At 59.0% G+C, this 21,189-nt stretch carries 25 protein-coding genes and 3 tRNA genes; 11 read left to right on the forward strand and 17 right to left on the reverse strand.

Annotation, left to right across the window (positions count from 1 at the left end):
- Positions 1-112: 112 nt before the first annotated feature.
- Entirely contained in the window at positions 113-1,102 is a 990-nt protein-coding gene (rfbB, locus tag IEW73_RS14915) for a dTDP-glucose 4,6-dehydratase (protein WP_188677098.1), read from the forward strand.
- Here rfbB and IEW73_RS14920 read toward each other — a convergent pair.
- From IEW73_RS14920 to IEW73_RS14930, 3 genes are read right to left on the reverse strand one after another with little or no spacing between them, the layout of a single operon-like run.
- Positions 1,087-1,542 carry an SRPBCC family protein gene (locus tag IEW73_RS14920; RefSeq protein ID WP_206050386.1) on the reverse strand — a complete coding sequence of 152 codons (456 nt, stop codon included), beginning with the start codon at positions 1,540-1,542 and terminating at the stop codon, positions 1,087-1,089. The genes rfbB and IEW73_RS14920 overlap by 16 nt on opposite strands.
- Before the next feature lie 48 nt (positions 1,543-1,590).
- A complete protein-coding gene (locus tag IEW73_RS14925) occupies positions 1,591-3,141 on the reverse strand; it encodes a VWA domain-containing protein (RefSeq protein WP_188677104.1) in 1,551 nt (516 codons plus the stop codon).
- Positions 3,141-4,079, reverse strand: a complete 939-nt coding sequence (locus IEW73_RS14930; protein WP_188677107.1) for a magnesium chelatase ATPase subunit I — start codon at positions 4,077-4,079, stop codon at positions 3,141-3,143. The genes IEW73_RS14925 and IEW73_RS14930 overlap by 1 nt, the downstream gene beginning before the upstream one ends.
- Before the next feature lie 177 nt (positions 4,080-4,256).
- On the opposite strand from IEW73_RS14930, the gene IEW73_RS14935 reads away from it, so the two are divergent.
- The gene (locus tag IEW73_RS14935; RefSeq protein ID WP_188677111.1) at positions 4,257-5,471 is read left to right on the forward strand and encodes a DUF418 domain-containing protein; all 1,215 of its coding nucleotides are present in this window, start codon (positions 4,257-4,259) and stop codon (positions 5,469-5,471) included.
- A gap of 10 nt (positions 5,472-5,481) precedes the next feature.
- On the opposite strand, the gene glfT1 is transcribed toward IEW73_RS14935, so the two are convergent.
- The 3 genes from glfT1 to wzm are packed head-to-tail and all read right to left on the reverse strand — an operon-like array spanning position 5,482 to position 8,019.
- Complete coding sequence (glfT1, locus tag IEW73_RS14940; protein WP_188677115.1) at positions 5,482-6,363, reverse strand: galactofuranosyltransferase GlfT1; 882 nt, start codon at positions 6,361-6,363, stop codon at positions 5,482-5,484.
- Complete coding sequence (wzt, locus tag IEW73_RS14945) at positions 6,360-7,166, reverse strand: galactan export ABC transporter ATP-binding subunit Wzt/RfbE (protein ID WP_188677118.1); 807 nt, start codon at positions 7,164-7,166, stop codon at positions 6,360-6,362. The genes glfT1 and wzt overlap by 4 nt, the downstream gene beginning before the upstream one ends.
- Positions 7,167-7,176: 10 nt before the next feature.
- A complete protein-coding gene (wzm, locus tag IEW73_RS14950; protein ID WP_229676071.1) occupies positions 7,177-8,019 on the reverse strand; it encodes a galactan export ABC transporter permease subunit Wzm/RfbD in 843 nt (280 codons plus the stop codon).
- 197 nt (positions 8,020-8,216) lie between these two features.
- On the opposite strand from wzm, the gene IEW73_RS14955 reads away from it, so the two are divergent.
- Complete coding sequence (locus IEW73_RS14955; protein ID WP_188677125.1) at positions 8,217-9,443, forward strand: polysaccharide pyruvyl transferase family protein; 1,227 nt, start codon at positions 8,217-8,219, stop codon at positions 9,441-9,443.
- On the opposite strand, the gene IEW73_RS14960 is transcribed toward IEW73_RS14955, so the two are convergent.
- A complete protein-coding gene (locus IEW73_RS14960) occupies positions 9,438-9,977 on the reverse strand; it encodes a bacterial proteasome activator family protein (RefSeq protein ID WP_188677128.1) in 540 nt (179 codons plus the stop codon). The genes IEW73_RS14955 and IEW73_RS14960 overlap by 6 nt on opposite strands.
- A 34-nt stretch (positions 9,978-10,011) precedes the next feature.
- Positions 10,012-11,010, reverse strand: a complete 999-nt coding sequence (locus IEW73_RS14965; protein WP_188677130.1) for an NAD(P)H-quinone oxidoreductase — start codon at positions 11,008-11,010, stop codon at positions 10,012-10,014.
- Between the two features lie 128 nt (positions 11,011-11,138).
- On the opposite strand from IEW73_RS14965, the gene IEW73_RS14970 reads away from it, so the two are divergent.
- Both IEW73_RS14970 and IEW73_RS14975 read left to right on the forward strand, forming a co-directional pair.
- A complete protein-coding gene (locus IEW73_RS14970; protein WP_188677132.1) occupies positions 11,139-11,621 on the forward strand; it encodes a MarR family winged helix-turn-helix transcriptional regulator in 483 nt (160 codons plus the stop codon).
- A 46-nt stretch (positions 11,622-11,667) separates the two neighbouring features.
- Positions 11,668-11,753: transfer RNA gene (locus tag IEW73_RS14975), tRNA-Ser, on the forward strand.
- 291 nt (positions 11,754-12,044) lie between these two features.
- On the opposite strand, the gene IEW73_RS14980 is transcribed toward IEW73_RS14975, so the two are convergent.
- From IEW73_RS14980 to hisC, 3 genes are all read right to left on the reverse strand, one after another.
- Positions 12,045-12,866, reverse strand: coding sequence for a hypothetical protein (locus tag IEW73_RS14980; protein ID WP_188677134.1), 822 nt, complete (start codon positions 12,864-12,866; stop codon positions 12,045-12,047).
- A 145-nt stretch (positions 12,867-13,011) separates the two neighbouring features.
- Positions 13,012-14,658, reverse strand: coding sequence for a bifunctional metallophosphatase/5'-nucleotidase (locus tag IEW73_RS14985; RefSeq protein ID WP_188677136.1), 1,647 nt, complete (start codon positions 14,656-14,658; stop codon positions 13,012-13,014).
- 128 nt (positions 14,659-14,786) lie between these two features.
- Positions 14,787-15,890: a histidinol-phosphate transaminase gene (hisC, locus tag IEW73_RS14990; protein WP_188677138.1), complete on the reverse strand. Its 1,104-nt coding sequence runs from the start codon at positions 15,888-15,890 to the stop codon at positions 14,787-14,789.
- 102 nt (positions 15,891-15,992) lie between these two features.
- Here hisC and IEW73_RS14995 point away from each other — a divergent pair, with 102 nt between their 5' ends.
- From IEW73_RS14995 to IEW73_RS15010, 4 genes are all read left to right on the forward strand, one after another.
- Positions 15,993-16,739, forward strand: coding sequence for a dienelactone hydrolase family protein (locus IEW73_RS14995; RefSeq protein WP_188677141.1), 747 nt, complete (start codon positions 15,993-15,995; stop codon positions 16,737-16,739).
- Positions 16,740-16,822: 83 nt separating this feature from the next.
- Positions 16,823-16,914 (forward strand) — tRNA-Ser (locus tag IEW73_RS15000).
- Between the two features lie 31 nt (positions 16,915-16,945).
- Positions 16,946-17,018 (forward strand) — tRNA-Arg (locus IEW73_RS15005).
- Between the two features lie 139 nt (positions 17,019-17,157).
- A complete protein-coding gene (locus IEW73_RS15010) occupies positions 17,158-17,388 on the forward strand; it encodes a hypothetical protein (RefSeq protein ID WP_188677145.1) in 231 nt (76 codons plus the stop codon).
- Positions 17,389-17,398: 10 nt separating this feature from the next.
- Here the strand turns inward: IEW73_RS15010 and IEW73_RS15015 are convergent, their stop codons facing one another.
- The 6 genes from IEW73_RS15015 to IEW73_RS15040 form a co-directional block, all read right to left on the reverse strand.
- The gene (locus tag IEW73_RS15015) at positions 17,399-17,977 is read right to left on the reverse strand and encodes an Asp23/Gls24 family envelope stress response protein (RefSeq protein ID WP_188677148.1); all 579 of its coding nucleotides are present in this window, start codon (positions 17,975-17,977) and stop codon (positions 17,399-17,401) included.
- The gene (locus IEW73_RS15020) at positions 17,974-18,504 is read right to left on the reverse strand and encodes a DUF6286 domain-containing protein (protein WP_188677153.1); all 531 of its coding nucleotides are present in this window, start codon (positions 18,502-18,504) and stop codon (positions 17,974-17,976) included. The genes IEW73_RS15015 and IEW73_RS15020 overlap by 4 nt, the downstream gene beginning before the upstream one ends.
- Positions 18,485-18,880, reverse strand: a complete 396-nt coding sequence (locus tag IEW73_RS15025) for an Asp23/Gls24 family envelope stress response protein (RefSeq protein ID WP_188677157.1) — start codon at positions 18,878-18,880, stop codon at positions 18,485-18,487. Before IEW73_RS15025 ends, IEW73_RS15020 begins: the two co-directional genes overlap by 20 nt.
- Positions 18,873-19,052: a DUF2273 domain-containing protein gene (locus IEW73_RS15030; RefSeq protein WP_188677160.1), complete on the reverse strand. Its 180-nt coding sequence runs from the start codon at positions 19,050-19,052 to the stop codon at positions 18,873-18,875. The genes IEW73_RS15025 and IEW73_RS15030 overlap by 8 nt, the downstream gene beginning before the upstream one ends.
- 93 nt (positions 19,053-19,145) lie before the next feature.
- Positions 19,146-19,418 (reverse strand): Asp23/Gls24 family envelope stress response protein, encoded by a 273-nt coding sequence (locus IEW73_RS15035; protein ID WP_188677164.1) that lies wholly within the window; start codon positions 19,416-19,418, stop codon positions 19,146-19,148.
- Positions 19,415-19,879: an Asp23/Gls24 family envelope stress response protein gene (locus IEW73_RS15040; RefSeq protein ID WP_188677168.1), complete on the reverse strand. Its 465-nt coding sequence runs from the start codon at positions 19,877-19,879 to the stop codon at positions 19,415-19,417. The genes IEW73_RS15035 and IEW73_RS15040 overlap by 4 nt, the downstream gene beginning before the upstream one ends.
- Before the next feature lie 174 nt (positions 19,880-20,053).
- Between IEW73_RS15040 and IEW73_RS15045 the strand changes: the two genes are divergently transcribed.
- Positions 20,054-20,659 (forward strand): RNA polymerase sigma factor, encoded by a 606-nt coding sequence (locus IEW73_RS15045; RefSeq protein ID WP_229676050.1) that lies wholly within the window; start codon positions 20,054-20,056, stop codon positions 20,657-20,659.
- Positions 20,650-21,153, forward strand: a complete 504-nt coding sequence (locus IEW73_RS15050) for a hypothetical protein (RefSeq protein WP_188677170.1) — start codon at positions 20,650-20,652, stop codon at positions 21,151-21,153. The genes IEW73_RS15045 and IEW73_RS15050 overlap by 10 nt, the downstream gene beginning before the upstream one ends.
- Positions 21,154-21,189: the final 36 nt, after the last annotated feature.

A 21,189-nucleotide genomic window follows, 5' to 3' on the forward strand; every position in this document is an offset into this window, starting at 1 on the left:
GTGGTTTCGGCGGTTCGCAGGGTGAGTGAACGCAAATTCTTCACATTGTCACAAACTCGGGTTATTGGGCGTTCGCTACGGTAAGTGGGAATGCCAAGGAAGTGAGACAGTGATGCGGCTGCTAGTTACCGGGGGCGCTGGATTTATCGGCGCTAATTTTGTGCACCTCACTGTCCGGGAACGCTCTGACGTTCAGGTGACAGTTCTGGACAAACTGACCTACGCGGGTAGACGCGAGTCCTTGGATCCAGTCGCAGACCGGGTTCGGTTTGTCCACGGTGACGTCGCGGACGCCGACCTTGTTGATCGGCTTGTGGGGGAGTGCGATGCGGTGGTCCATTTCGCGGCGGAGTCTCACAATGACAACTCCTTGCGGTCACCAGAGCCCTTCATCACCACCAACATTGTGGGCACATTTACGTTGCTTGAGGCCGTGCGTCGCCACCAAGTTCGCTTGCACCACATCTCCACCGACGAAGTTTTTGGTGACCTGGCGTTTGATGACCCGACGCGCTTCATGGAAACAACGCCATACAACCCTTCTAGCCCGTACTCATCATCGAAAGCGTCCGCAGACTTGCTAGTGCGCGCCTGGGTGCGGTCGTTTGGGATTGAGGCGACCATCTCGAACTGTTCCAACAATTACGGGCCCCACCAGCATGTAGAGAAATTCATACCGCGACAGATCACGAACCTTCTGACAGGTCGCCGCGTAAAGCTGTACGGCGAAGGTCTTAATGTGCGCGATTGGATCCACGTCGACGACCACAATCGGGCGGTGTGGGCAATTCTGGACCGTGGCGAAATGGGGGAGACGTATCTCATCGGTGCGGATGGTGAACAAACAAACCGCGAGGTGATCACTCTGATCCTGGAGATGATGGGGCACCATCGCGATGACTTTGACCACGTCACTGATAGGCCCGGGCACGACCTTCGCTATGCCATTGACGCTACGAAGCTGCGTGATGAACTTGGTTGGGAGCCGCAGTACAGAGACTTCAAGGACGGGCTCGCAGCCACGATTAAGTGGTATCGCAATAATGAGGAATGGTGGCGGCCGGTGAAAGACGCCACCGAAGCGGGCTATGCCTCTGCGTAGGCTTTGAGCTGTTGCAGGGTTTGCTCAATGTTGCGCTGATTATGCGCATCACGATCTTTGATGCCCAATGCAAGTCGGTTCATCCACAATGCCACTGGGCGTGGGGCAACACGACGGGTGGATTCCGTGACGCGGCACCCCGTCTCGGTGGGTTCGATCACGTAACTCCAGAGTGCCCCTGGTTGACCGAAGATGCGGACCAGGAACGTAAACTCGCGCCCCGGCTTGGCGGCCTTAACCTCACATTTTGACGACCACTTGATGGGCCCGCGCTGATTGTTTCCCCGGAATCGTGCACCAGAGGCGGGCCCTGTCGCACCGTCGAGCCAATGGCACGACTCAGTTTCGACAGCCCACTCGTGCTGGCGTGTGACGTCAGAAACGATGTCGTAGACGCGGTCAGCGGAGGCCTTAATGTCGATGCTGGATTCGGCGGTCACTGCGGGCACGGTAGTACCTCCAAGTTGTGGGCGCGTGGGGAGTGGGTGCTACGACATCACAGTAGCCCCAGAGTCTGTGAGCCACGCTAGCTGATCATCCGTCACCCGCATCCCCGTGTGTCTCAGCGGCAGCACTGCTACAGAAGCCATCTGCGTGAGTAGGCCGAGCTGCTCACGTGCCTGGCTGACAGCATCGCCGGGCAGGTCGTTCGAGAGCTTCACATTTGTGCTCCCGTCAGTTGCGACGACGATGTTGACCTGTGTGTTCTTGCGAGTGGTGTAGGGCAGGCACACCATTCGGGTGAGTTCGAATGCGGAAGCGAGGGGAGTGCCACCGCCGCTGGGCAACGAGGCGAGCATCGAATGCGCCCGACGGATCCCACGCGTCGGCGGCAATACGAGGCTGGCCTTGCTGCCGCGTGCACTGATTATCGCCACTTCAGACCGATCGAGATACGCCTGGCCGAGCGCTTGCGTCGCAATGTCGGTGGCTTGTTTGATCCGCAACCTGCCCATGGAGTCTGAACGATCCACGATGACCACGGTGAGAGTTTTGGCGCGTGATCGCCGGAGAACCCCCCTCAAGTCAGAGCGGTGAATGAGTTGCTGATCAGCAACCGTGGAAGCGCGCCGTCGGGCAGCAGCAACCAGCGTCGGAAGAACTGCCACCACGCCGTGTGCTCGCTCGATGGACACCACCCGACCGGCGCGACCACGGTCACCATTGATGCGGATGCCCCGGCGTACGGCGCTGCGTATGACGAGCCCACGCAGGCGTTGCGTAGGCGGTGTCGGAAGAATAGTGGTTGCGAACTCGTCGGAAATTGCGGCCGCATGCTCGGTTTCGTAGTCGGCTGCCTCTTCGTCCATGTCGCTGATTTCGCCGGAATCGAATTCGGCCCCGCCACTCTCGCCGCTGCCGTCATGCGCTGTCGAATCCGAGCTATCCGAGCCTTGCTGAGTTGTCTCGTCGGCGTCGGTTGCCTCCGACTCGCCGCTTTCGCCGGTTGACGGTGACTCCTCATCGTCGGCAGATTCTTGCGACATCGGCGAAATGTCTGCCGAATCATCGGTCGATAAGAAATGCACTCGCGGCGCCACAACTGTTCGGTAGAGCGCTTCTAACGCAGCGTGAGTGTTGCCTGATTCTCGGATGATTGAGGTCACCATGCGCGCAGCGCCAATATCGATGGTGTGGTCATGGATACCGTTCGCAGCGAGGGCTCGCACACAATCATGCTGGGGAAACCCAGATGCGCTGACACGGGCCGGTTTAGTTTGTGGGCGAACACGAACACCAATAACGCATGTCAATTTGGCTGCCAGTGCTCGCGGGACAGACTCGAACTCTGGTGCTGAGGCAAGAACACGGTCGGAAATGGTGGTGAAGTCGATTTGGGCAAGATCTGCGGCTGGAAATAAATCGGCGCTGGTGTGGGACCGTCGGCAGCGTTCAGCAAGTTCGCGCCACAACTGCTCGCGCCCCCAGCTATCCCCGACGAGCAGAAGGCCGTACTGGCCGCCACGCACCCACGTTTCGCACAGGGCCCAGTCATCAGCCACCACGAGTTCCTGTGGCTCAGGCTCGATTGCGGCCATTACGCCACCGAATGCAAACGCAAAGTTCGTGCCGCGATGTTGTGAACGCGGGCGCTCGCGGTGGTGGGGGACTCAAAAGGTTCGCGCGGAATTCGGTGTCGGAGCGCAGGAACGGCGACAGTGGCGAGGTCACGGCAGGACATCTCGTCGGCGCCGCGTAGGGCGGCTGCGGCGCGGGCTGCACGAATCAAAACAATCTCCCCGCGGTGGCCAACCACATCGCATTCGATGCACAAGCGAATTGCTGCCTCACTGATGTTGTCGGTGACTGTCACGTCCGCCAGTCGTTGTCTGGCCTCGCCGACTGAGCGTGCCAGTTCGGCTTGCTGAGCACGGAACTGTTCTATAAGTAGGTCCGGTGTTGCGTCGAACAAGAGCCGTCGCCGCACAATCTCGGTGCGTTGCTCAACATCGCGGATGGTGCTGACGTGTGTTGACAGCCCAAACCGATCCTCAAGCTGTGGCCGCAACTCGCCTTCTTCCGGGTTGCCTGAGCCGATCAGCACAAACTGGGCGTCATGCTGGTGGCTGATGCCGTCACGCTCGACCCGATTCACGCCGGATGCGGCGACGTCGAGAAGAAGGTCAACAAGGTAGTCGTCGAGCAAGTTCACTTCGTCGATGTAGAGGAAACCGCGGTGCGCCTCGTGCAGCAGGCCAGGACGAAAGCGAACTTCGCCTTGTGTAAGTGCAGCGTCAATGTCAAGCGCACCTAGTAGGCGGTCCTCAGATGCTCCCAACGGCAGATCAACCACGGGGGCTTCGATGCGGGCCAATGCCAGCATGTCGGCGAGGGCTCGGACGGTTGTGGATTTTGCAGTCCCACGGTCACCCATTGCCAACACGCCGCCGATTGCAGGATCGATGGCGGTCAATAGGAGGCAGCGTTTGAGTTCTTCCTGGCCGAGGATGGCGGTGAAAGGGAACTGCGGTGTCACGTGGGTCCTTTCCTTGGGGGAGCACTACGACACTAGTGGAAAGAGTTATCAATACCACTAACCTCATCGGCGGAACTGTGCGTGGTGTAAAAAACTCGGCCCCCCAAAAGTGGCGGCGCAAAGTTATACTCCCGACGAACCGAACAATGTGTCATAAACCCAGGGCGGGGAGTGGAGATGACAAAAAATCTGGCACGCGGGCCAGTGAGTGCACAAGAGCGCGCGCTAGCGCCAGACCTTGCCCGGGGTTTCATGCTCTTGCTCATCGCAATCGCAAACACCCCGTGGTACTTATGGGGCCAAGGCGGTGAACGGACATCGGCGCACCCCGGTGGAGGTTCGACGCTCGACCAAATAACGCAGGGCCTCATCGTCACCACAGTTGACCTGCGGGTATATCCGATGTTTGCATTCCTTTTCGGATACGGCGTCGTCATGCTCTACCAACGGCAAGTCGCATCAGGGACCTCCGAAAAAGCCGCATTCAGACTTCTCCAACGCCGCAACCTGTGGTTAGTGGTGTTCGGCTTCGTCCACGCCCTGTTGCTGTGGTTCGGCGACATTCTCGGTGCCTACGGCCTCGTCGGACTTATTCTCGTCTGGCTTTTCCTCCGACGGAAGAACGGCACACTGCTCGTATGGAGCGGCATCGGCGTGGTGCTACTCCTGCTGCTGACAGCGTTGACCTTGCTGTCAGCAGTGGCTTTGTCGCCGGAAGAGGGCACGGTTGACACCTTTGATCTGTACTTCATCATTGATGCGGCGAACGGGGAGCCGAACTACTTCGCATCCGCACTGGCCCGGATTCCATTTTGGTTGATGCTCATCGCCATCCAAGGATTCATTGGTCTCGCAGTTCCGATCGCGATCCTGCTTGGGATGTGGGCTGCGCGTCATCGCATCCTCGAACAGCCCGCCGACCACTTGACGTTGTTGCGCATCGCCGCAATCGTCGGCATCGCCATCGGTTGGTCCGGCGGCGCAGTCCGCGCATCAGCCAAACTTGGCATGTGGGAACCATCCGAGCTCATGGATGGCGCACTTGAAATGGTCCAGCTCAGCACCGGGTTGGCGGGCGGCATCGGGTACGTCGCATTGTTCGGCCTCATGGGACACTGGCTACGCAACCGCACCACACTCGGCGTCGGAGGAACCGCTGTGGTGGCCGTCGGCAAGCGATCGTTGTCGTGCTACCTCGCACAATCGATCCTGTGTGCGCCAGTGTTGGCGGCCTGGGGCTTCGGACTCGGCGAGCACATGCACAGTTTCACCATGGCCCTCTATGCCGTAGCGGTGTGGGTTGTGATCGGCGTGTGGGCGTTCTACCTGGAGAAGAAATCGCAGCGCGGGCCCTTCGAGGTCGTGCTGCGACGACTCACCTACGGCAAATAGGGGACGGGAGCTAGACGCGGCGGAACTGCTCCTGCCGACCCAACTTCCGCAACCGATTCCACTCACGCCACCCAGCAACGTCCCGCTTCGACACCAAGAAGTACCAGCTGAACCGCACCCATTCCTGCAACAACAGTTTCCGCATGCCACGCTGAGAAAGCAGGTACCCGCGGTTGCGGTACGTGTAGTACCGCTTCACCTCATTGTCGGGATACTGGGTGTGCATTTTGCCACCGAAGATCGGCTTGAACTCATCAGAACCATCGGGGTGCAAATACGCTGTTTGCAGGCACGTCCCGAACGGTAACCCCGACTGCACGAGCCGACGGTGAACATCTACCTCGTCACCGCGGACAAACAGGCGAAGATCGGGAACGCCCACCGCTTCGATCGCCGTAGCAGAGAACAGAGCGCCGTTAAACAAAGAAGCGATGCCGGGTAGCAACTCCTCGTCGCCGAGCTCGTGCCGCCACCTGCGCCACACCAATCCACGGCGCAGCGGGAACGCCAACCGGTCAGGTTCACCGATATTGCACACCACGGGCGAAACCTCAGCTAGCTCGTGCTTGATCGCGCAGTCGAGGAGCTTCTGCAGCACATCTGGCCCCTCAGGTCGCCCGTCGTCGTCAGCAAGCCATACCCAGTCCGCGCCAAGCGCCAAGGCGTGCAGCATGCCGAGCGCAAAACCACCAGCACCGCCGAGATTATTCTGCGAACCGATATAGGTGGCCTCAACGGGCTGACCTTCTACAAGTGCCTGGACCGCCGGTTCCGCAGCGTTGTCGACCACAATAAGGTGATCAACAGGCCTTGATTGGCCAGCTACCACCTTCAAGGACTCGGTGAGGAGTTCTTGGCGACGGTGGGTGACAACAACTGCAACGATCTTCATAGGTCTTCGTCCTCAAGTGCCATATCGGCTTGCACCTTGTCCACGATCTTCGCGGCTTCAGGGCCTTTGTAGTGGGTCAGTACGTCCTTGATGCTGCCGCGTTCACGGATTGTTCCGTGGTCAACCCACATCGCGGTGTCGCACAGTTGCGCCAAGAACTCATCTGAATGGCTTGCGAAAACCAGGATTCCGGTTCGCGAAACCAGGTCTTGCAACTTGCGTCGTGCTTTGCGCATGAACTCGGCGTCGACGGCGCCGATTCCCTCGTCGAGCAGCAAGATCTCGGGCTCAATGCTGGTGACAACACCCATCGCGACGCGTACCCGCATCCCCGTGGAGTAGGTGCGCAGAGGCATATCCAAGTAGTCGCCGAGTTCGGTGAAATCGGCGATCTCATCCATCCGGTCCATCATCTGCTTGCGCGTCATGCCAAGAAACAGTCCACGAATGATGATGTTTTCGTACCCGGAAATCTCCGGGTCCATCCCCACACCCAAGTCGAAAATTGGTGCTACGCGCCCCTGGATCCGGGCCTTCCCGCGAGTGGGTTCATAGATTCCCGCGAGCAGGCGCAGCAACGTCGACTTTCCGGCACCGTTATGTCCAACAAGCCCCACACGGTCCCCCTCGCGGAGGGACATGGTGATGTTCTTCAACGCCTCGACGATCACCACATTCGAATCGGTGCGCCCTAATGCACCACCGGCTTTGCCGAGCACAGCCTTCTTCAGGGACCGTGTTTTCGCATCAAAGATCGGAAAATCGACGCACGCGTCGGCTGTATCAATTCTTACTTCGGCCACAAGTAACTCCCTATACCCAGTAGGGCACGCGGGCCCGGTAGTTTCGCATCGCCACGAACGTCAACGCCCATCCGATTGCGGTGAATCCGAGCACGATCAACCAGTGGTACAGGTCAACATGGTTGCCGAGCATTGGCGCACGAATGATCTCAAGGTAGTGGTACAGCGGATTGATCTCGACGATGCGGGCACGGTCAGCGGCCTCACCGCCACGGTTGATGAGTCCTTCCGTCGTCCACACGATGGGTGTCATGAAAAACAGCAGCAACGTCAAGCTGTTCAGAATCGGGTAAATATCGCGGTAACGGGTGGCCAGAATGCCGAAGAACATGATCACCCACACCACGTTGAGGACGATCAGCACAAACGCCGGGAACGCAAGAAGGCTATGCCAGCCAAGAGGCGGCCTGAAAATCGCCAACATAATGAGATAAATCAGCATGTTGTGGCCAAAGAACAGCACAAGCCGCCAGGTCAGCCGATATACGTGCACACTCAAAGCCGAGGGCAGGAACTTAATAAGCCCCTCGTTTTTGATGAACACTTCCGCACCGTCAATGATCGCGCCCTGGATCATCGCCCACACAATAAGCCCGACCGTGACGTGCGGCAGGAACGACCTCAGCTCCACCTCAAGAAGGACCGAGTACAACAATCCCATCGCCACAGCTTGAACACCCGTGGCGATGGTGATCCAAAACGGACCGATGACGGATCGACGATACCGCTGCTTGATGTCTTGCCAGCCAAGTTGCCACCACAATTCCCGCTGGGATAGCCCCGTGCGGAGATCGAGAATGGCGCGGGAGAACGTACGCGAATCGGAAGTGATTTCGTGCACGTCAACCTGCAAAGCGTGGGCTGTTGGCTGTGAGCTACCACTATCGGAGCTACCACTATCGGGTTCGCCACTACCTGGTTCAGTCGCTGAGTCGGGCACGGAAGGTAAGCCTAGTCGGGCATAGCTGTTGGTGTGGCAGGTGCCGCGCCGCGACACACGTGGTTTGCAGATATTTGCGTACGCAGACAGAAACGGACATCGTTGTCGGCATGCCGTTACGCGAACCAGGCCAGGACGTTGTCTATCTCATTGCGCCCAGTGGCCACCCCAATTATGGGGACGAATTGATCGCTGCGGCGTGGTTGAAGTTCCTCGCTGCGCGACGGCCGCACTCACTGGTGGTACTGGACTGCCACACACCTGGACAGGCATCGGTACTGCTCTCCGGCATCCACCCCAATGTGGTGTTCGTCGACACGGTGTGGCGACTAGCCGTCGAGGCAAGTACCCGAACACCCGAAGACGCAGATGACTTCCTCCACAATGTTGTTGGGGATCCAGGCCGGGCCTGCCTCATCGTCGACGGAATCAGCATCCTCAGCCAAGCCTCAAGCATCCACATTCTGGGCGGCGGCTACATCAACGGCGTGTGGCCGCACCACTACGCTCTGCTCACCCTTGTGATGTCGGCGCAACAGCACTCCGGAGCACGCATCTACGCGACTGGACAAGGCTTGATGCCCCTGGGCAATGAAGCCGTCGTGAGCAAAGCAGCCGACATATTCGACGTTTTTGACGTCCGTGATGAACCTTCCGCACAGATAGCGGGAACCGTATTGACTGGCGACGACGCGTGGCTCGACAAGACCCAGCAGCCGCGCCGTGGTGTCGTCGGAGAAGCCGCACGCCGACAGGTGCTCCTCTGCCTCCAAGCGGACCTCACAGGCAGCGACGATGGCGCTGAGACGCTTGCAGGCATGGTGCGGACAATGCTCGACGACTGGGCGGTTCCCGGAACAGACGTAGCGGTCATCGAAGCAATCCCCGGCACAGATCGAGTGGTGTTTGACCGCCTCGGCGACCGCCTCGATGGCGCTGTGTTCGTACCCTTCACCGAACTATGGAGATTGGGATTCCCCGCCCGCGCTGACCAAACTTGGATCAGCACCCGATTCCACCCACATTTGCTGGCCGCCGCAACCGGAACCAGTGGCGTAGCGATCAGTGGGCAACGCGGATACTACGACACAAAACACCAGTCATTGCTCGACCTCGGATCAGGCTGGGAACTCGTCCACGTCGGAGGCGAAACGCCCACCACGAAGCCCACAAATGGTGGCTTTGCCCCCGAGCAGGTAGCGGCGCTACGAAAGGCAAAACAAGAACTCGCCCATGCGCTCTACCCGCCACGAAGCCTGACGGACACAGCCCGCGACCTAACACCCACGGTGGTTCGTCGCGCGGTAGGACGAGGCAAGCGAGCCCTCAAACTATAGGTACTGGCCGGTGCCGTGCCCGTGTGCGTGCTGCTCGCCATCCTGATCAGTCGTGGGATGACTACCGCCTAAACTCATCCCCGGCGGAAGCGCGCCTTGGCGGATTTGCTCAAGTTGCGCGCGGGCCGTCACCTGCTGCGCGAAGAGCGCAGTTTGGATGCCATGAAAAACGCCTTCAAGCCACCCCACCAACTGCGCCTGTGCGATCCGCAATTCTGACTCACTCGGCACCGACGTGTCGCTAAAAGGGAGCGTCAAGCGGTCAAGTTCATCACGCAACTCAGGCGCCAACCCGTCCTGAAGTTCCCGTATCGACGAGTCGTGAACCTCACGCAGGCGGCTGCGGCTTGCCTCGTCGAGTGGCGCCGTCCGGACCTCTTCGAGAAGCTGCTTGATCATCGTGCCAATCCGCATCACCTTGGCGGGCTGTTCAACCAGTTCCGTCAGCGGTGTTTCAGACCGCTCCACTTCACCTGCACCTTCAGAACCAATCACTTCGATGTCGTCATGCTCAGGGTGAGTCATGCACACCATAATGCTGTGAAAACTCGACGATTCCTAATCGGAGTTAACTGACAAACAGCAGCAGTTTCCCCGACACCTCACCCGAGTCGAGAAGCTTATGGGCACGCCCAGCCTCGCTTACCGCGAGTTCCTCATGAACAACCGGACGCACCAAGCCCGCCTCGATCATCGGCCACACGTGACGCACAGTGTCCCGAATAATTTCGTCCTTACTCGACTGCCCAGTTGTAGGGCGGCCACGAAGGTTCGTCGCCGTCACAGAAGCCCGTTTCGTGAGAAGTTTTGCCAGGTCAATTTCAGCGGTTCGGCCGCCCTGCAGCCCAATGATGATGAGATGACCATCAAAACCCAGCACATCAAGGTTGCGATCCAAATACTTCGCCCCCATGATGTCCAGAATTATGTCGGCCCCAGGATGCGTGAAGTCCCGCGTGAAACGCGCCATTTCCGACACAAAATCGTCCTGCCGATAATTTATGACGTAACGCGCCCCAAGCTCATGACACAGTTCAAGCTTCTCCTTCGAGCCAGCCGTCACCGCAACACGAACATTCATAGTTCGGGCCACCTGGATCGCATGAGAACCAATCCCACTCGCCCCGCCATGAATCAACAGTGTCTGGCCTCGATGCATGCCTGCCCGCATCCCCAAGTTCGACCACACGGTGCACGCCGCTTCCGGAAGGCATGCCGCAACATGCAAATCGATACCCTTCGGAATTGGCATCAACTGCGTTGACGACACCGCCACATACTCGGCATATCCGCCACCGGACAACAGGGCGCACACCTCATCGCCCACAGACCAACCCTGAACACCCTCACCGAGTTCGACAATCGTGCCCGAGCATTCCAACCCAAGGATCGGGCTGGCCCCCGGAGGGGACGGGTAGTGGCCTTGGCGTTGCAAAATGTCGGCACGATTCACAGCGGTCGCAGCAACGTGGATGAGGACTTCGCCGCGTCCCGGCGTCGCATCCGGAACCTCATCCCACCGCAACACATCAGGGTCGCCAAACTGTGACATCGTGATAGCCCGCATGTCACTGAGCGTAACCGCACACCCCCAGGTCGCGACGGCCCGGCACGGGAAGTGTCTGTATAAAAATTGGAAAAAAGGGGACTATTCTCTACATGTCAATACAAGTCGGGGAGAGGACACACCACACAATGGTGGACGATAACGGCGAGCAACCGAAATGGCTCAGTCGTGATGAACAACAAACGTGGCGAGCGTACATCGACGGTAGTCAACGATTACTTGGGATGCTCAACCGCGACCTCACCGACGACGCGAAACTCTCACTAGGGGACTTCCGCATCCTCGTGCTGCTATCTGAATCCCCCACCGGCGCAGTCCGCATGAGCGAACTTGCAGATGGAATCGTCGCCTCACGCAGCAAACTCACACACCAGGTTCGGCGGATGGAAGAGCAAAACCTCGTCAAACGCGAATCTTGCGCAGACGATGGCCGCGGCGTATTCGCCCACATCACCGATCAAGGCCGAGCCGCGCTACGCGACGCAGCATCACACCACGTTTCTAGCGTGCGCGAGTACTTCATTGACCTACTCGACCCCGCCGACCTCAAGGCGCTCCGCAAAATCTTTGAGAAAGTCGACGCCCATCTGATCGACCAGCAACGCCGATAAGCATGCGATTGGCCCGAACCGCGCATCATTAGATAGGATCATCGACGGAAGCGTGGCAGAGCGGCCGAATGCACTCGCCTTGAAAGCGAGCGTCGTTAAAACCGACCGGGGGTTCAAATCCCTCCGCTTCCGCTCAAAGCCCCGACCTGTTTATGCAGGCCGGGGCTTTTTTGTTTGGTGGCGGATGGGTGCTGGGAACTTGTGGTGAGTTTTGTACATCAGGTGTGCAAAACTCACCACAAGTCGCCGGTGCGGGTGTAGTGAACTACTTACCTGAGAAATACACTCCACCAGCAACCATGGTTCCCGCCATAATCCCCGGCGACACAGTGGAAACGACACCTTTATTTGGCTTGGCTACGATGCTGCCACCCAGGTTGGACGAACGACGCGAGCGCGCCCGGTCGGAAAGGGCAGATGGGGTCAGCACACTCCCGGATCGGGACTGCTCGCCAGCAACGTCAAGGTGAACTCAGCAGGCAGTCGCAGTTGCTGACCTTCATGTCCGACGAGGGAACACGGGGAATTGCCGTGGGCCATGCCAAGGATCTCGAAACACCCGTCGGGGATGACGACATCAACACGCCCCGCTGCATCGGTTGGCTCACTGTTGAAGCCGGGGCCACCTCCGCCGCAACGGCCAAGCACTATAGATGCACCAACAATTGGGCGCTGTGAATCGTGCTCCAGAAGAACGAGTGTGCCAGGTGTGTCGGCGTTTGCAGTAGGTGAAGTACCGTCGTAAAACGTCAGGCGCACGTCCGAACGCTGGCCGGGTTCGGTGATTTCACCGCGATGCATTTCGGACTGCTGTTGCGTCCCGCGCGGAACCTCAATAAGGCTGAATCCATAGCAACCAGGTGGCACATCAATTGCTGCGGCACCGTCGCTGTCCGTGGTTGTCTTGCCGACAAGACGTGGGTTTAGCGGACGACCTGGTTCTTCGGAATCACAGTGGTCAAGGCGTGCGACCGCAATCACGGCACTGGGAACGCTGCTGCCTGAGGTGGTTTGTACTGCGAAGTTGAATGTCCCGCTTCCGGTAGCTGGCGGTTCAAGTGGCGTCGCCGATGCATCGGACGCGCTGGTTGAGGTTGTGGCGTCGCCATCCGAATCGGCGTCAGTTGTCGCTGTTTGGCCAACTTCATCGAATGGGGTCTGTTGGGTGTTTTCGCAGGCCGATCCGACTAGCGCTGCGATACTCAGGACAGCGGCCGCGAGGTACTTCCGGCTCGATTGCATCATGTGCTCCTTGTTTCGCGGTATGTGTCACAAGGCACATCGTTGGCCGACTGTCGTGGCGTTAGCTGATTTCCTGCACGAATCTAGATCGTTTCTAGGCTGTTGTGAAGATGACTTCAGATCGTGACCCGAACCACTGCCCCCGCGCTTATTCGCTGGTTCGTGAGATTCGTTCGTCGGCGCCCACGGCTACGGGAGTGTTGCTCTCGATGTAGTTGCGGAGGGCATCGGTGTTGTTCTTGTCGCTGGTGGTTGGTGTTGTTTCGTGCTGGGCGGTGAATCCGCTGGCTGGGTCGAGGATGTGTGAGTCGACGACGATGCGGTAGGTGTCAGTCGGTGAGATTGGTTCGTCGCCTATGCGTGGGTCGGATACTTTGTGGCCGAGTTCGGCGTCGTTGTCCACTGTGTAGCTGAGGGCGGCCGATGGCTGGAGTATGACGTCGCTGTCGTCGCGGAATTGTTGCTCGAGTAGGTCGCGTAGTTGCGCCCCGGTGAGTTCGGTGACTGCCAACGGTGCGGTGGCGATTGCGGCGTGGATGTCTCCGTAGGTGACGACGCGGCGGAGGTCGGCGCGGATGAGCCCTGGGTGGAGCAGGACGGCGTCGGCTTCCGGGTGTGCGTGTGCGGCCGCGTCAGCGAGGAGTTTGCCGAGTCCGCTTTCGCCTGTCTCTGCTGAGTCGCGGGTGGCTATGTCGGCGAGTTCGCCTACACGTCGCTCGCTGAGGGCTGAGGCCTTGTTTTCGGCGTCCCGAATGAACTCTTCGACTGTGGGGTCGGGTTCAACATTTCGGGTGACGATTTGGTTGAAGGCGCTGACGCGGTCTCGCCGTACTTCGCCGGTTGTGCGGTCGATGTTGAGGTCGGTGACGGCGATGGATTTGCCGAAGCCTGCGGGGTGAATGAGAACCCGGTCGCTTCCTTCTGGGTCGGCGACGGTGCAGTAGTAGGGCGTGTCGCCGCCGCTGGTGATGATGGCGTCGACTTGTGTGGTGGCTTGTGATGCGATGGCGTAGGCGCGGGTGTTTTCTGCGCCGCAATCGTTCGGTCCGCGTGGGGATTCGGGGGAGTCTGGGTCGTGGAGGAGCAGGACCATCGCTTTGACGCCGAAGAATTCGAGTGCTTCGGCTGATCTGGTGATGGATTCGAGTTCGTCGGCGAGGTGAAATGCTGCGCCGTTGTCGGTGCTGCGACTTGTTACGCCGATGACGCCGACTGGGATGCCATCGAAGTGCCGGATGACAAACGGTGAAGCTACTGCGTCGCCTTCGGGTCCGTCGATGTTCGCGCCCAGGTGCGGGTATTGCGCACCTTCGAATGGTGGGTCATCGCAGGGGCGGTCGGCGTGACAGCCACCGTTAGATTTGCGCAGTAGTTCAGGAAGCCCGTCAGCTAATTCGTGCCCACCAACTGCCGAGGCGTCGACGTTCCATTTGTTAAGAAGGTCAATTGTCGGTTCGTGGTGAAGCAGCGTTGACGTTTCGTCGCCACTGTTGGGCTGGATGTTGTTGCCCGCGGACAGCAGCATTGATTTATTTGCTTGCCGCCGTAGTTGGTCGAGAAGTGTTCCAACGTAGGCTGCGCCGCCCGCTTCGATTCGTGTCCCGTCGGATTGGGTGACGGTTCCTTGGTCGCCCTCCGGGGGCTGCAGTGCACTGTTGAAGTCGCCGATTGTGAGGATGCGAACTTCGAGGTCGTTGCTGGTTGGGTCCGCTGATGCGATCGGAGCGGCTAGCAACGAAACGGCGAGGACGGAGCTCACTGCAAGGATCGGCATGTGACGTTGTGAGCCATGCACAATGAGCCTCCTTGCGGTTGAGTTGGTCGTGTCGAAAATCTGTTGCATTCAGTGTCGTGCCCGCAGGTGCCTATTTTCATCAAAAAGGCGTCACAGTTCCGTCACTATCTGGGGCGACGCGTATATTTTCAGGCCAAGCTGGTGGCACCCTCGCTGAGTGCGAAGGCGAGGAATGCATCGTTCTCGTCTGGATCGCCGATGGTAACGCGCACTCCTTCACTGCTGAAGGGTCGGACGAGGACACCGGCCGCAGCGCAATGCTGGGCGAATTTTTCGGTGCTGTCGCCGAGGTTAATCCACACGAAGTTCGCCTGAGTTTCGGGCACCGTGTATCCGGCGCTGAGAAGTGCTTCGCGCACTCGTTCGCGTTCGGCCACGACTTGGTTTGTGCGGGCCAAGAGTTCGTCCTGTGCGGCCAGTGATGCCAGGGCGGCTGTTTGGGCGAGGCTGTTGCAACTGAAAGGGATGTACACCTTCGAGAGGGTGGCGATGACCTGAGGTGATCCAACCGCGTATCCGATGCGCAGCCCTGCTAGGCCGTATGCCTTGGAGAATGTGCGCAGAACGATCACGTTGTCTCTGTCGCGGCCAATTGCGACACCATCAGGCATGTCTTCGGGATCGAAGCCGTCAGGCCGGAAGTACTCCACGTAGGCCTCGTCGAGGACGACCAGGATGTGTGGCGGGACGGCATCGAGGAACTTTTCGAGAGCCGAACGGCCCACTGCGGTGCCTGTGGGGTTGTTCGGGTTACACACAAAAATTAGTCGAGTGCGGTCGGTGATCGCGGCGAGCATCGCATCCAGGTCGTGACGATGCTCGTTGTCGAGAGGAACCCTCACCGGTGTTGCGCCGGCGACCAACGCGACGAGTGGGTAGGCCTCAAACGAACGCCACGCAAAGACAACCTCGTCGCCGGGGCTGCACGTGGCAAGCACCAACTGCTGGCACAGACTGACGGAGCCGCACCCCACCGCAATCCGTTCGACAGTAGTTGCGAACTTGGCCGCTAGGGCCTCACGCACAGCCACAGCGCCGTTGTCGGGGTACCTGTTGACACCTGCAGCGGCCTCTGCGATTGCTGACACAACGCTTGGCAACGGTGGCGGTGACGTCTCATTGCTCGCCAGTTTGATCGCACCAGGCCAGGATTTTCCTGGAACATACACCGGGATGGTGGTGAGGTCTGGGCGCAGCTGCACAGTCGACGGCGAAGAAGCGGAATCGGTCACCCCAGACAGGGTAGTCGGAACACTCCCGGCGGCGCTGAAAGTGGTCTCAAACAGCGAAATTAGCTCTCGAAAAACCGACACGACAGTGGGAGAGTAGAGGGTATGTCGGGAATACACATTTCACGTGCCCGGCAGGAACATGCGGCCCTGCCGGATAGCACCATTCACGTGCCGCTCACAGTAATTGCGCCGGAGACAAAGCCGCGTGGAGGGCTCGTTTTCCTCCACGAAATGCGCGACTTCCACGAACCGCTCTTGCAGTTCATGCATGAGCTTGCGGACGACGGTTGGCTCGTCGGTGCGCCCCACCTTTTCCATCGCCAACCACCAGACCAATACTCACCAGTTTTCGGACAAGAACTATTCGATGATGCGGAAGCGACGCGCACCTGGCTGAGCGAGCACGGTGTTGATGCAGACTGCGTTGGCATCATCGGGTTCGACAGCGCTGGAACCGCCGCAGCGCACGTTGCTACGGAGCGGGCATACGGTGCCGCCGTCAGCATCGCCCCGCACGGTATCCGCGAGCCGCTGACGAATGACGCAACGCCTTTGCTGAAAGTGATCCCGTATCTTCAGACGCCGTGGCTGGGCATTTTTGGGGAGGATGACCCGAAGACGCCGCCCGACGACGTGCAGGAGCTCCGGAACGCTGCACTCCGCGCGCCGGTCGCAACCCTTTTGGTTGACTATCCAGGCTTAGCGCACCGACCAGATGATGGATTCGGAATGGAGTCGTGGCACGACGTTGACGACATCGACGAGTTCGCCAACGAATTCAGCCCAGACAGCTCCGTTACGGCAGCTAAACAGCATATTTTTGAATGGTTTGACAGCAACTTGCGGTAGCTGAGGCACGCCCGTCGGAGGCGTGTTTTGCATACACAGGCACACCTGTGTAATCTTTCTCGTGCCCGACGTAAGGGGCCCAGGGAGGCGTGCCAGAGCGGCCGAATGGGGCTCACTGCTAATGAGTTGTTCCTCTAAAAAGGAACCGGAGGTTCAAATCCTCTCGCCTCCGCCAACACCTTTGTCGGTGCAAATTTAATAAGCTCGCGCTCGTAGCTCAACGGATAGAGCATCTGACTACGGATCAGAAGGTTAGGGGTTCGAATCCCTTCGAGCGCACGTCTGGTTGAGACAGTGAAACACCCCATTACCAGGGCTTACGAGCCCAAGGTAGTGGGGTGTTTCTTTTCTCACATGCTGTCGTTCATGGGCGAGCAACCCATTGTCACGACGACGAGAGGCGAATACCGTGGAAAGCATGCGGCAGATCGACTACGTGTCTGAATCTCAACCGAAGCGTCGCGTGGTCCGAGCGCACGTTCTTACGTGGCTGATACGCGTTTCGCTGTGGGTGGTGTTCGCCGTTATCGCCACGAATGTCGAGGCGTCCTGGTGGACGCTAGCGCTTCCTGGCATCGCCGTCATGCTGCTGGCTGAACTTGCGATGTATCGCTACATTTTGCGGCCGGTGCTCAACCCAACTGCTTGAGCCTGGAGCGTTACTGCACTATTCGTGCCGCATCTTTTTTGGCGACCTTATCTAGTTCGATTCGAACCATCTGCTGCGGATCGCCGACCGCATCCTGAATCTGTGCGCAGGTGTTCTGCGCGGCGGTGAGGACGTCGTCGAGGTCGGCGTGCGGTTCGATGGTGCAGGAAATCAGGATGACGGGCGTTCCCCGGTCAACAAGTGCCTTACCGGTCGCGGAGGCGATGCCATCAGTTTGGGCGAGTGATTCCGCGGCAGCGCTGGCGACTGTGTCAGGTTTGATTGTGAACATGCCCGTGGAACCTTCGGCTGCGGTGAGGTGCACTGGTGTCATGTGGTGGCGGCGGAAATGCTTTAGGAGCCACCCCAGAGCGATAAGGCCTAACGCAAGGCCGGTAGCTGCGCTTGCCCAGGGGAACCAGGAAGCGTCAGCTACGTCTTGCAAGCCGGTGGTGTCGACCCGGTTTGGTGCAACAGCGTCGAGGTGACCGAGTTGCCAGGCGATGAGCGCACCGCCGCTCGCTGCGAGAAGTACTCCGAGGAGCAGAGTTGCGATGCGGTCGACTGTGGCAAGTGTGCGGCTCATCATGAGTTCGCTCCTTCTTGGCGGATACGCACTGCGATCTTGGGGGTGCGCGCAAGTGCGGAAAAGCGTTCAGTAAGCCGTTGCTTAATGGTGTCGCTTAGGTCGGCGGGCGGTGAGCCGAAGACTGTGGCAGTGACAGTCACTTTTCGTTTGGTGGCTGATGCTTTCGCTTTGACCACTGGCACGGTGTCTAGCGCTGTGGTTCGGGCGAGGTCGGCTATAGCTCGGGGCGCAAACCATACTGTTTGCTCGCTTCCTGCGACTCTGGTTGTTGCGCGCGGTTTCACCGCTAAATAGAGGAAAAGAACACCGAGGACCGCAATGCCAGCGCCGACAGGAACGAACCACGGCTGGGGCGTTTGCCCGTCTAGTGTGGTCAGAGCCTGCGGGATGACGGTTTGCCCCGTCACCCATTGTTGCGAAACGAGCAGGTCGTTGATGGTGACCGCAGCGATTCCAATAAGTAGTGCGATGACGGTGACGGCGCCTGCGATTGCTGCGGGCCGTGCTTTAGGTGCGCGAGTGGTCATCGTTTTCTCCTTGCAGGATTCGTCGCCGCGGTGGTGCGGTGTCGACAACGTAATGAGCCGTGACGTCGACGCGATCAACGGGAAGCCCTGTGAGGTGGGGGACTTCGCTGAGTATGCGGTCGTGAATTGCTTGACATACGGTGTGGGCTGGGTTCGGCCATGCCACCGCTGCGTGCACCGTGATGCGGGTTCTCTTTCCAGCGGTGACAACAGTGATCCGGGGGAACTCGCGTCCGGTGATGCGGTCAATGGCGGATGAGGATCGGATGACACCGGAGGTGTCGAGCACGACCCTTTCCGTCACCGTTTCGATAACGCGGTCATGAACGGTGAGTTCACCCAAATCGGCAGGGTCACCGATTGCAGGGTCACCCATTGTTGCGTCCCCGCAGTAAAGCCCCGAGGTCGATTGTGCCGTCGCGGTGTGCGCCAAGCGCAGTGAATGCTCCACCGACGACAATTGCCAGCAGTAATGCGCTCCAGCCGCCGAGGACGATAGCGATGGTCAGGAGAAGGCCTGCGATGAGGCCGGTTTGTGCGTTCGACATGGTGAGCAACTCCAATAGGTGAAGGGGTCAATGGGCGGCCAGGCCCCAAGGGGTGCGGTTAGCGCAGGGGCCTGGCCGCGGTGACTCGACGGATTACACGAGATCTTCGATGGTGATGCTTATAGGGCCGTCTTCGATACGTGAGACCGCGGCGCGGATGTTGTCGGCGACGCTGTGTATCTGGGAGCCGGTGTGCAGCGACACATGAATGTCAATGCCTGTGTCGTCGATCTTCACGCCAACTACTTTTTCACCTGGAAGGTATGTGGCGAGAGTTCCAAAGGTGCCGCCATGAAGGTCAGCGACACCGTTGACGTCTAGAACTGTCCGCGCGACTCGACGTACCCGCTCGTCGATTGTTGTCACTGCACTCGTGCCTCAGTGCGTGCGTCTTCTTCGTTATCGTCTTCGGATTCGATGTAAACGTCGTGGACAGTGACGTTCACTTCGATGACTTCGAGGCCCGTCATTTGCTCGATCGCAGAGATGACGTTGCGCCGGATGCCTTTGGCAAGTTCGGGAATCGAGACGCCGTAGTCGGCGACAATGTCAGCGTCGACGGCTGCTTGACGCTCTCCGACCTCAACGGAAATGCCTTGCGACAGGTTGGTGGTGCCACCGGGAATGCGTTCACGGATCGCGCCGAATGCTCGGCTGGTTGCTCCGCCGAGGGCGTGAACTCCGTTGACCTCACGGGCTGCGATCCCGGCGATCTTTGCCACCACAGTGTCAGCGATAGTGGTGTTTCCCTGCGTGGTTGTCAGGGTTCCGCTCTGTGAAGTGGTGTCGACTTTGTTGGCGGTGGCCTGGACGTTGCTGGTGGTCATCGATTTACCCTTTCGTGAAGGACTGTTACGTAAAGTGAGACGGCGCGGCTGGGCGAAACTGCACGAACATTCTCATGTGATCACCATCACGGCAGTTTTGGTGGCGCTTCCGGTGATCCCCTCTACAGTTGGAAATTGTTGCCAGGGTTGATCACACGAGGCGTGCAGGAAGTGGTGAGGACATCGGATCGCCAACTAGCGCGTGACCTCCCAGTGCGTGATCGCCCAGTGCATGATCTCAGTGCACTTTCGGACGAGGTGCTTGCCAGGCGGGCAGCACTGGGTGCACGTCCTGAATTTAATGAAATTGTGCGCCGACACGGCCCAGCATTGTTCCGGTACGCGAAGAGAATGTTGGCCGACCAAGGTGACGCCGAAGATGCTGTTCAAGAGGCATTTGTGGCCGCGTGGAAGTCGCTGCCGGACTGGGAAGGCCGTTCCGCATTGCGGACGTGGTTGTTTACGATTGTGGCACGCAAAGCTACCGATCATTTACGTAAACGGAGGCCGACACCGGCGGAGATCACAACCGATAGCGCGGCAACAGATCCGCATTCCAACCCGGAGCAGAAAGCTCGATACAACAACTTGCTGGCAGCACTTGAGCAGGCTTTGACGGCCTTGCCCACCGGCCAGCGATCCGTGTGGTTGCTGCGAGAAGTGGAAGGCCTGTCGTATAGCGAGATTGGGGAAGTACTCGCAATGTCGTACGACAGTGTCCGTGGAAACCTTGCCCGCGCACGGTCAACTCTGGGAGGGGCACTCAGCGAATGGCGATAGACGGACCGGCGATGGACGAACCGACGCCCGACGACCCGAGCGCAGAATTCGACGCCTTGCTGCAGCGAGCAGCCCAGGAGGTGCGCGAGGATGACGACAACGATTCGTGGTTACGGGTTACTGAAAGCATTTTCGCGAAAGTGCGGGCATCGACTCGCCATTCAGTGCCGCTACGAGCAGAACTTTCAGCGGACCTCGTTGCGAGAGGCGATCAGCTTTTCATCACCGACATTGTGGTGAAGCAAATCCTTCGTGATGCGTTGGAAGGGATCGGTGGCACAGCACCCCTGCGGATGCACTTCGACATCGATAATGGGATCTGTCAGGGTATCGAAATTGACCTGACCGCTGAATACGGAACGGACCTCAAAAAATCTTCCCGCGACATTCGCAATCTCGTCCATGAAGTGCTGCGGGTAGAACTTGGCTCTGCGGCAACTACCCCAGAAAACATCAAAATACACATCGCAGATGTCACTGACGAACGGTTTTAGCCAGCAATGATCCGAACGAGTTCGACTAGTTTCGTT

The organism is Hoyosella rhizosphaerae, from assembly GCF_014643175.1.
In the GTDB taxonomy this organism is placed as follows: domain Bacteria; phylum Actinomycetota; class Actinomycetes; order Mycobacteriales; family Mycobacteriaceae; genus Lolliginicoccus; species Lolliginicoccus rhizosphaerae.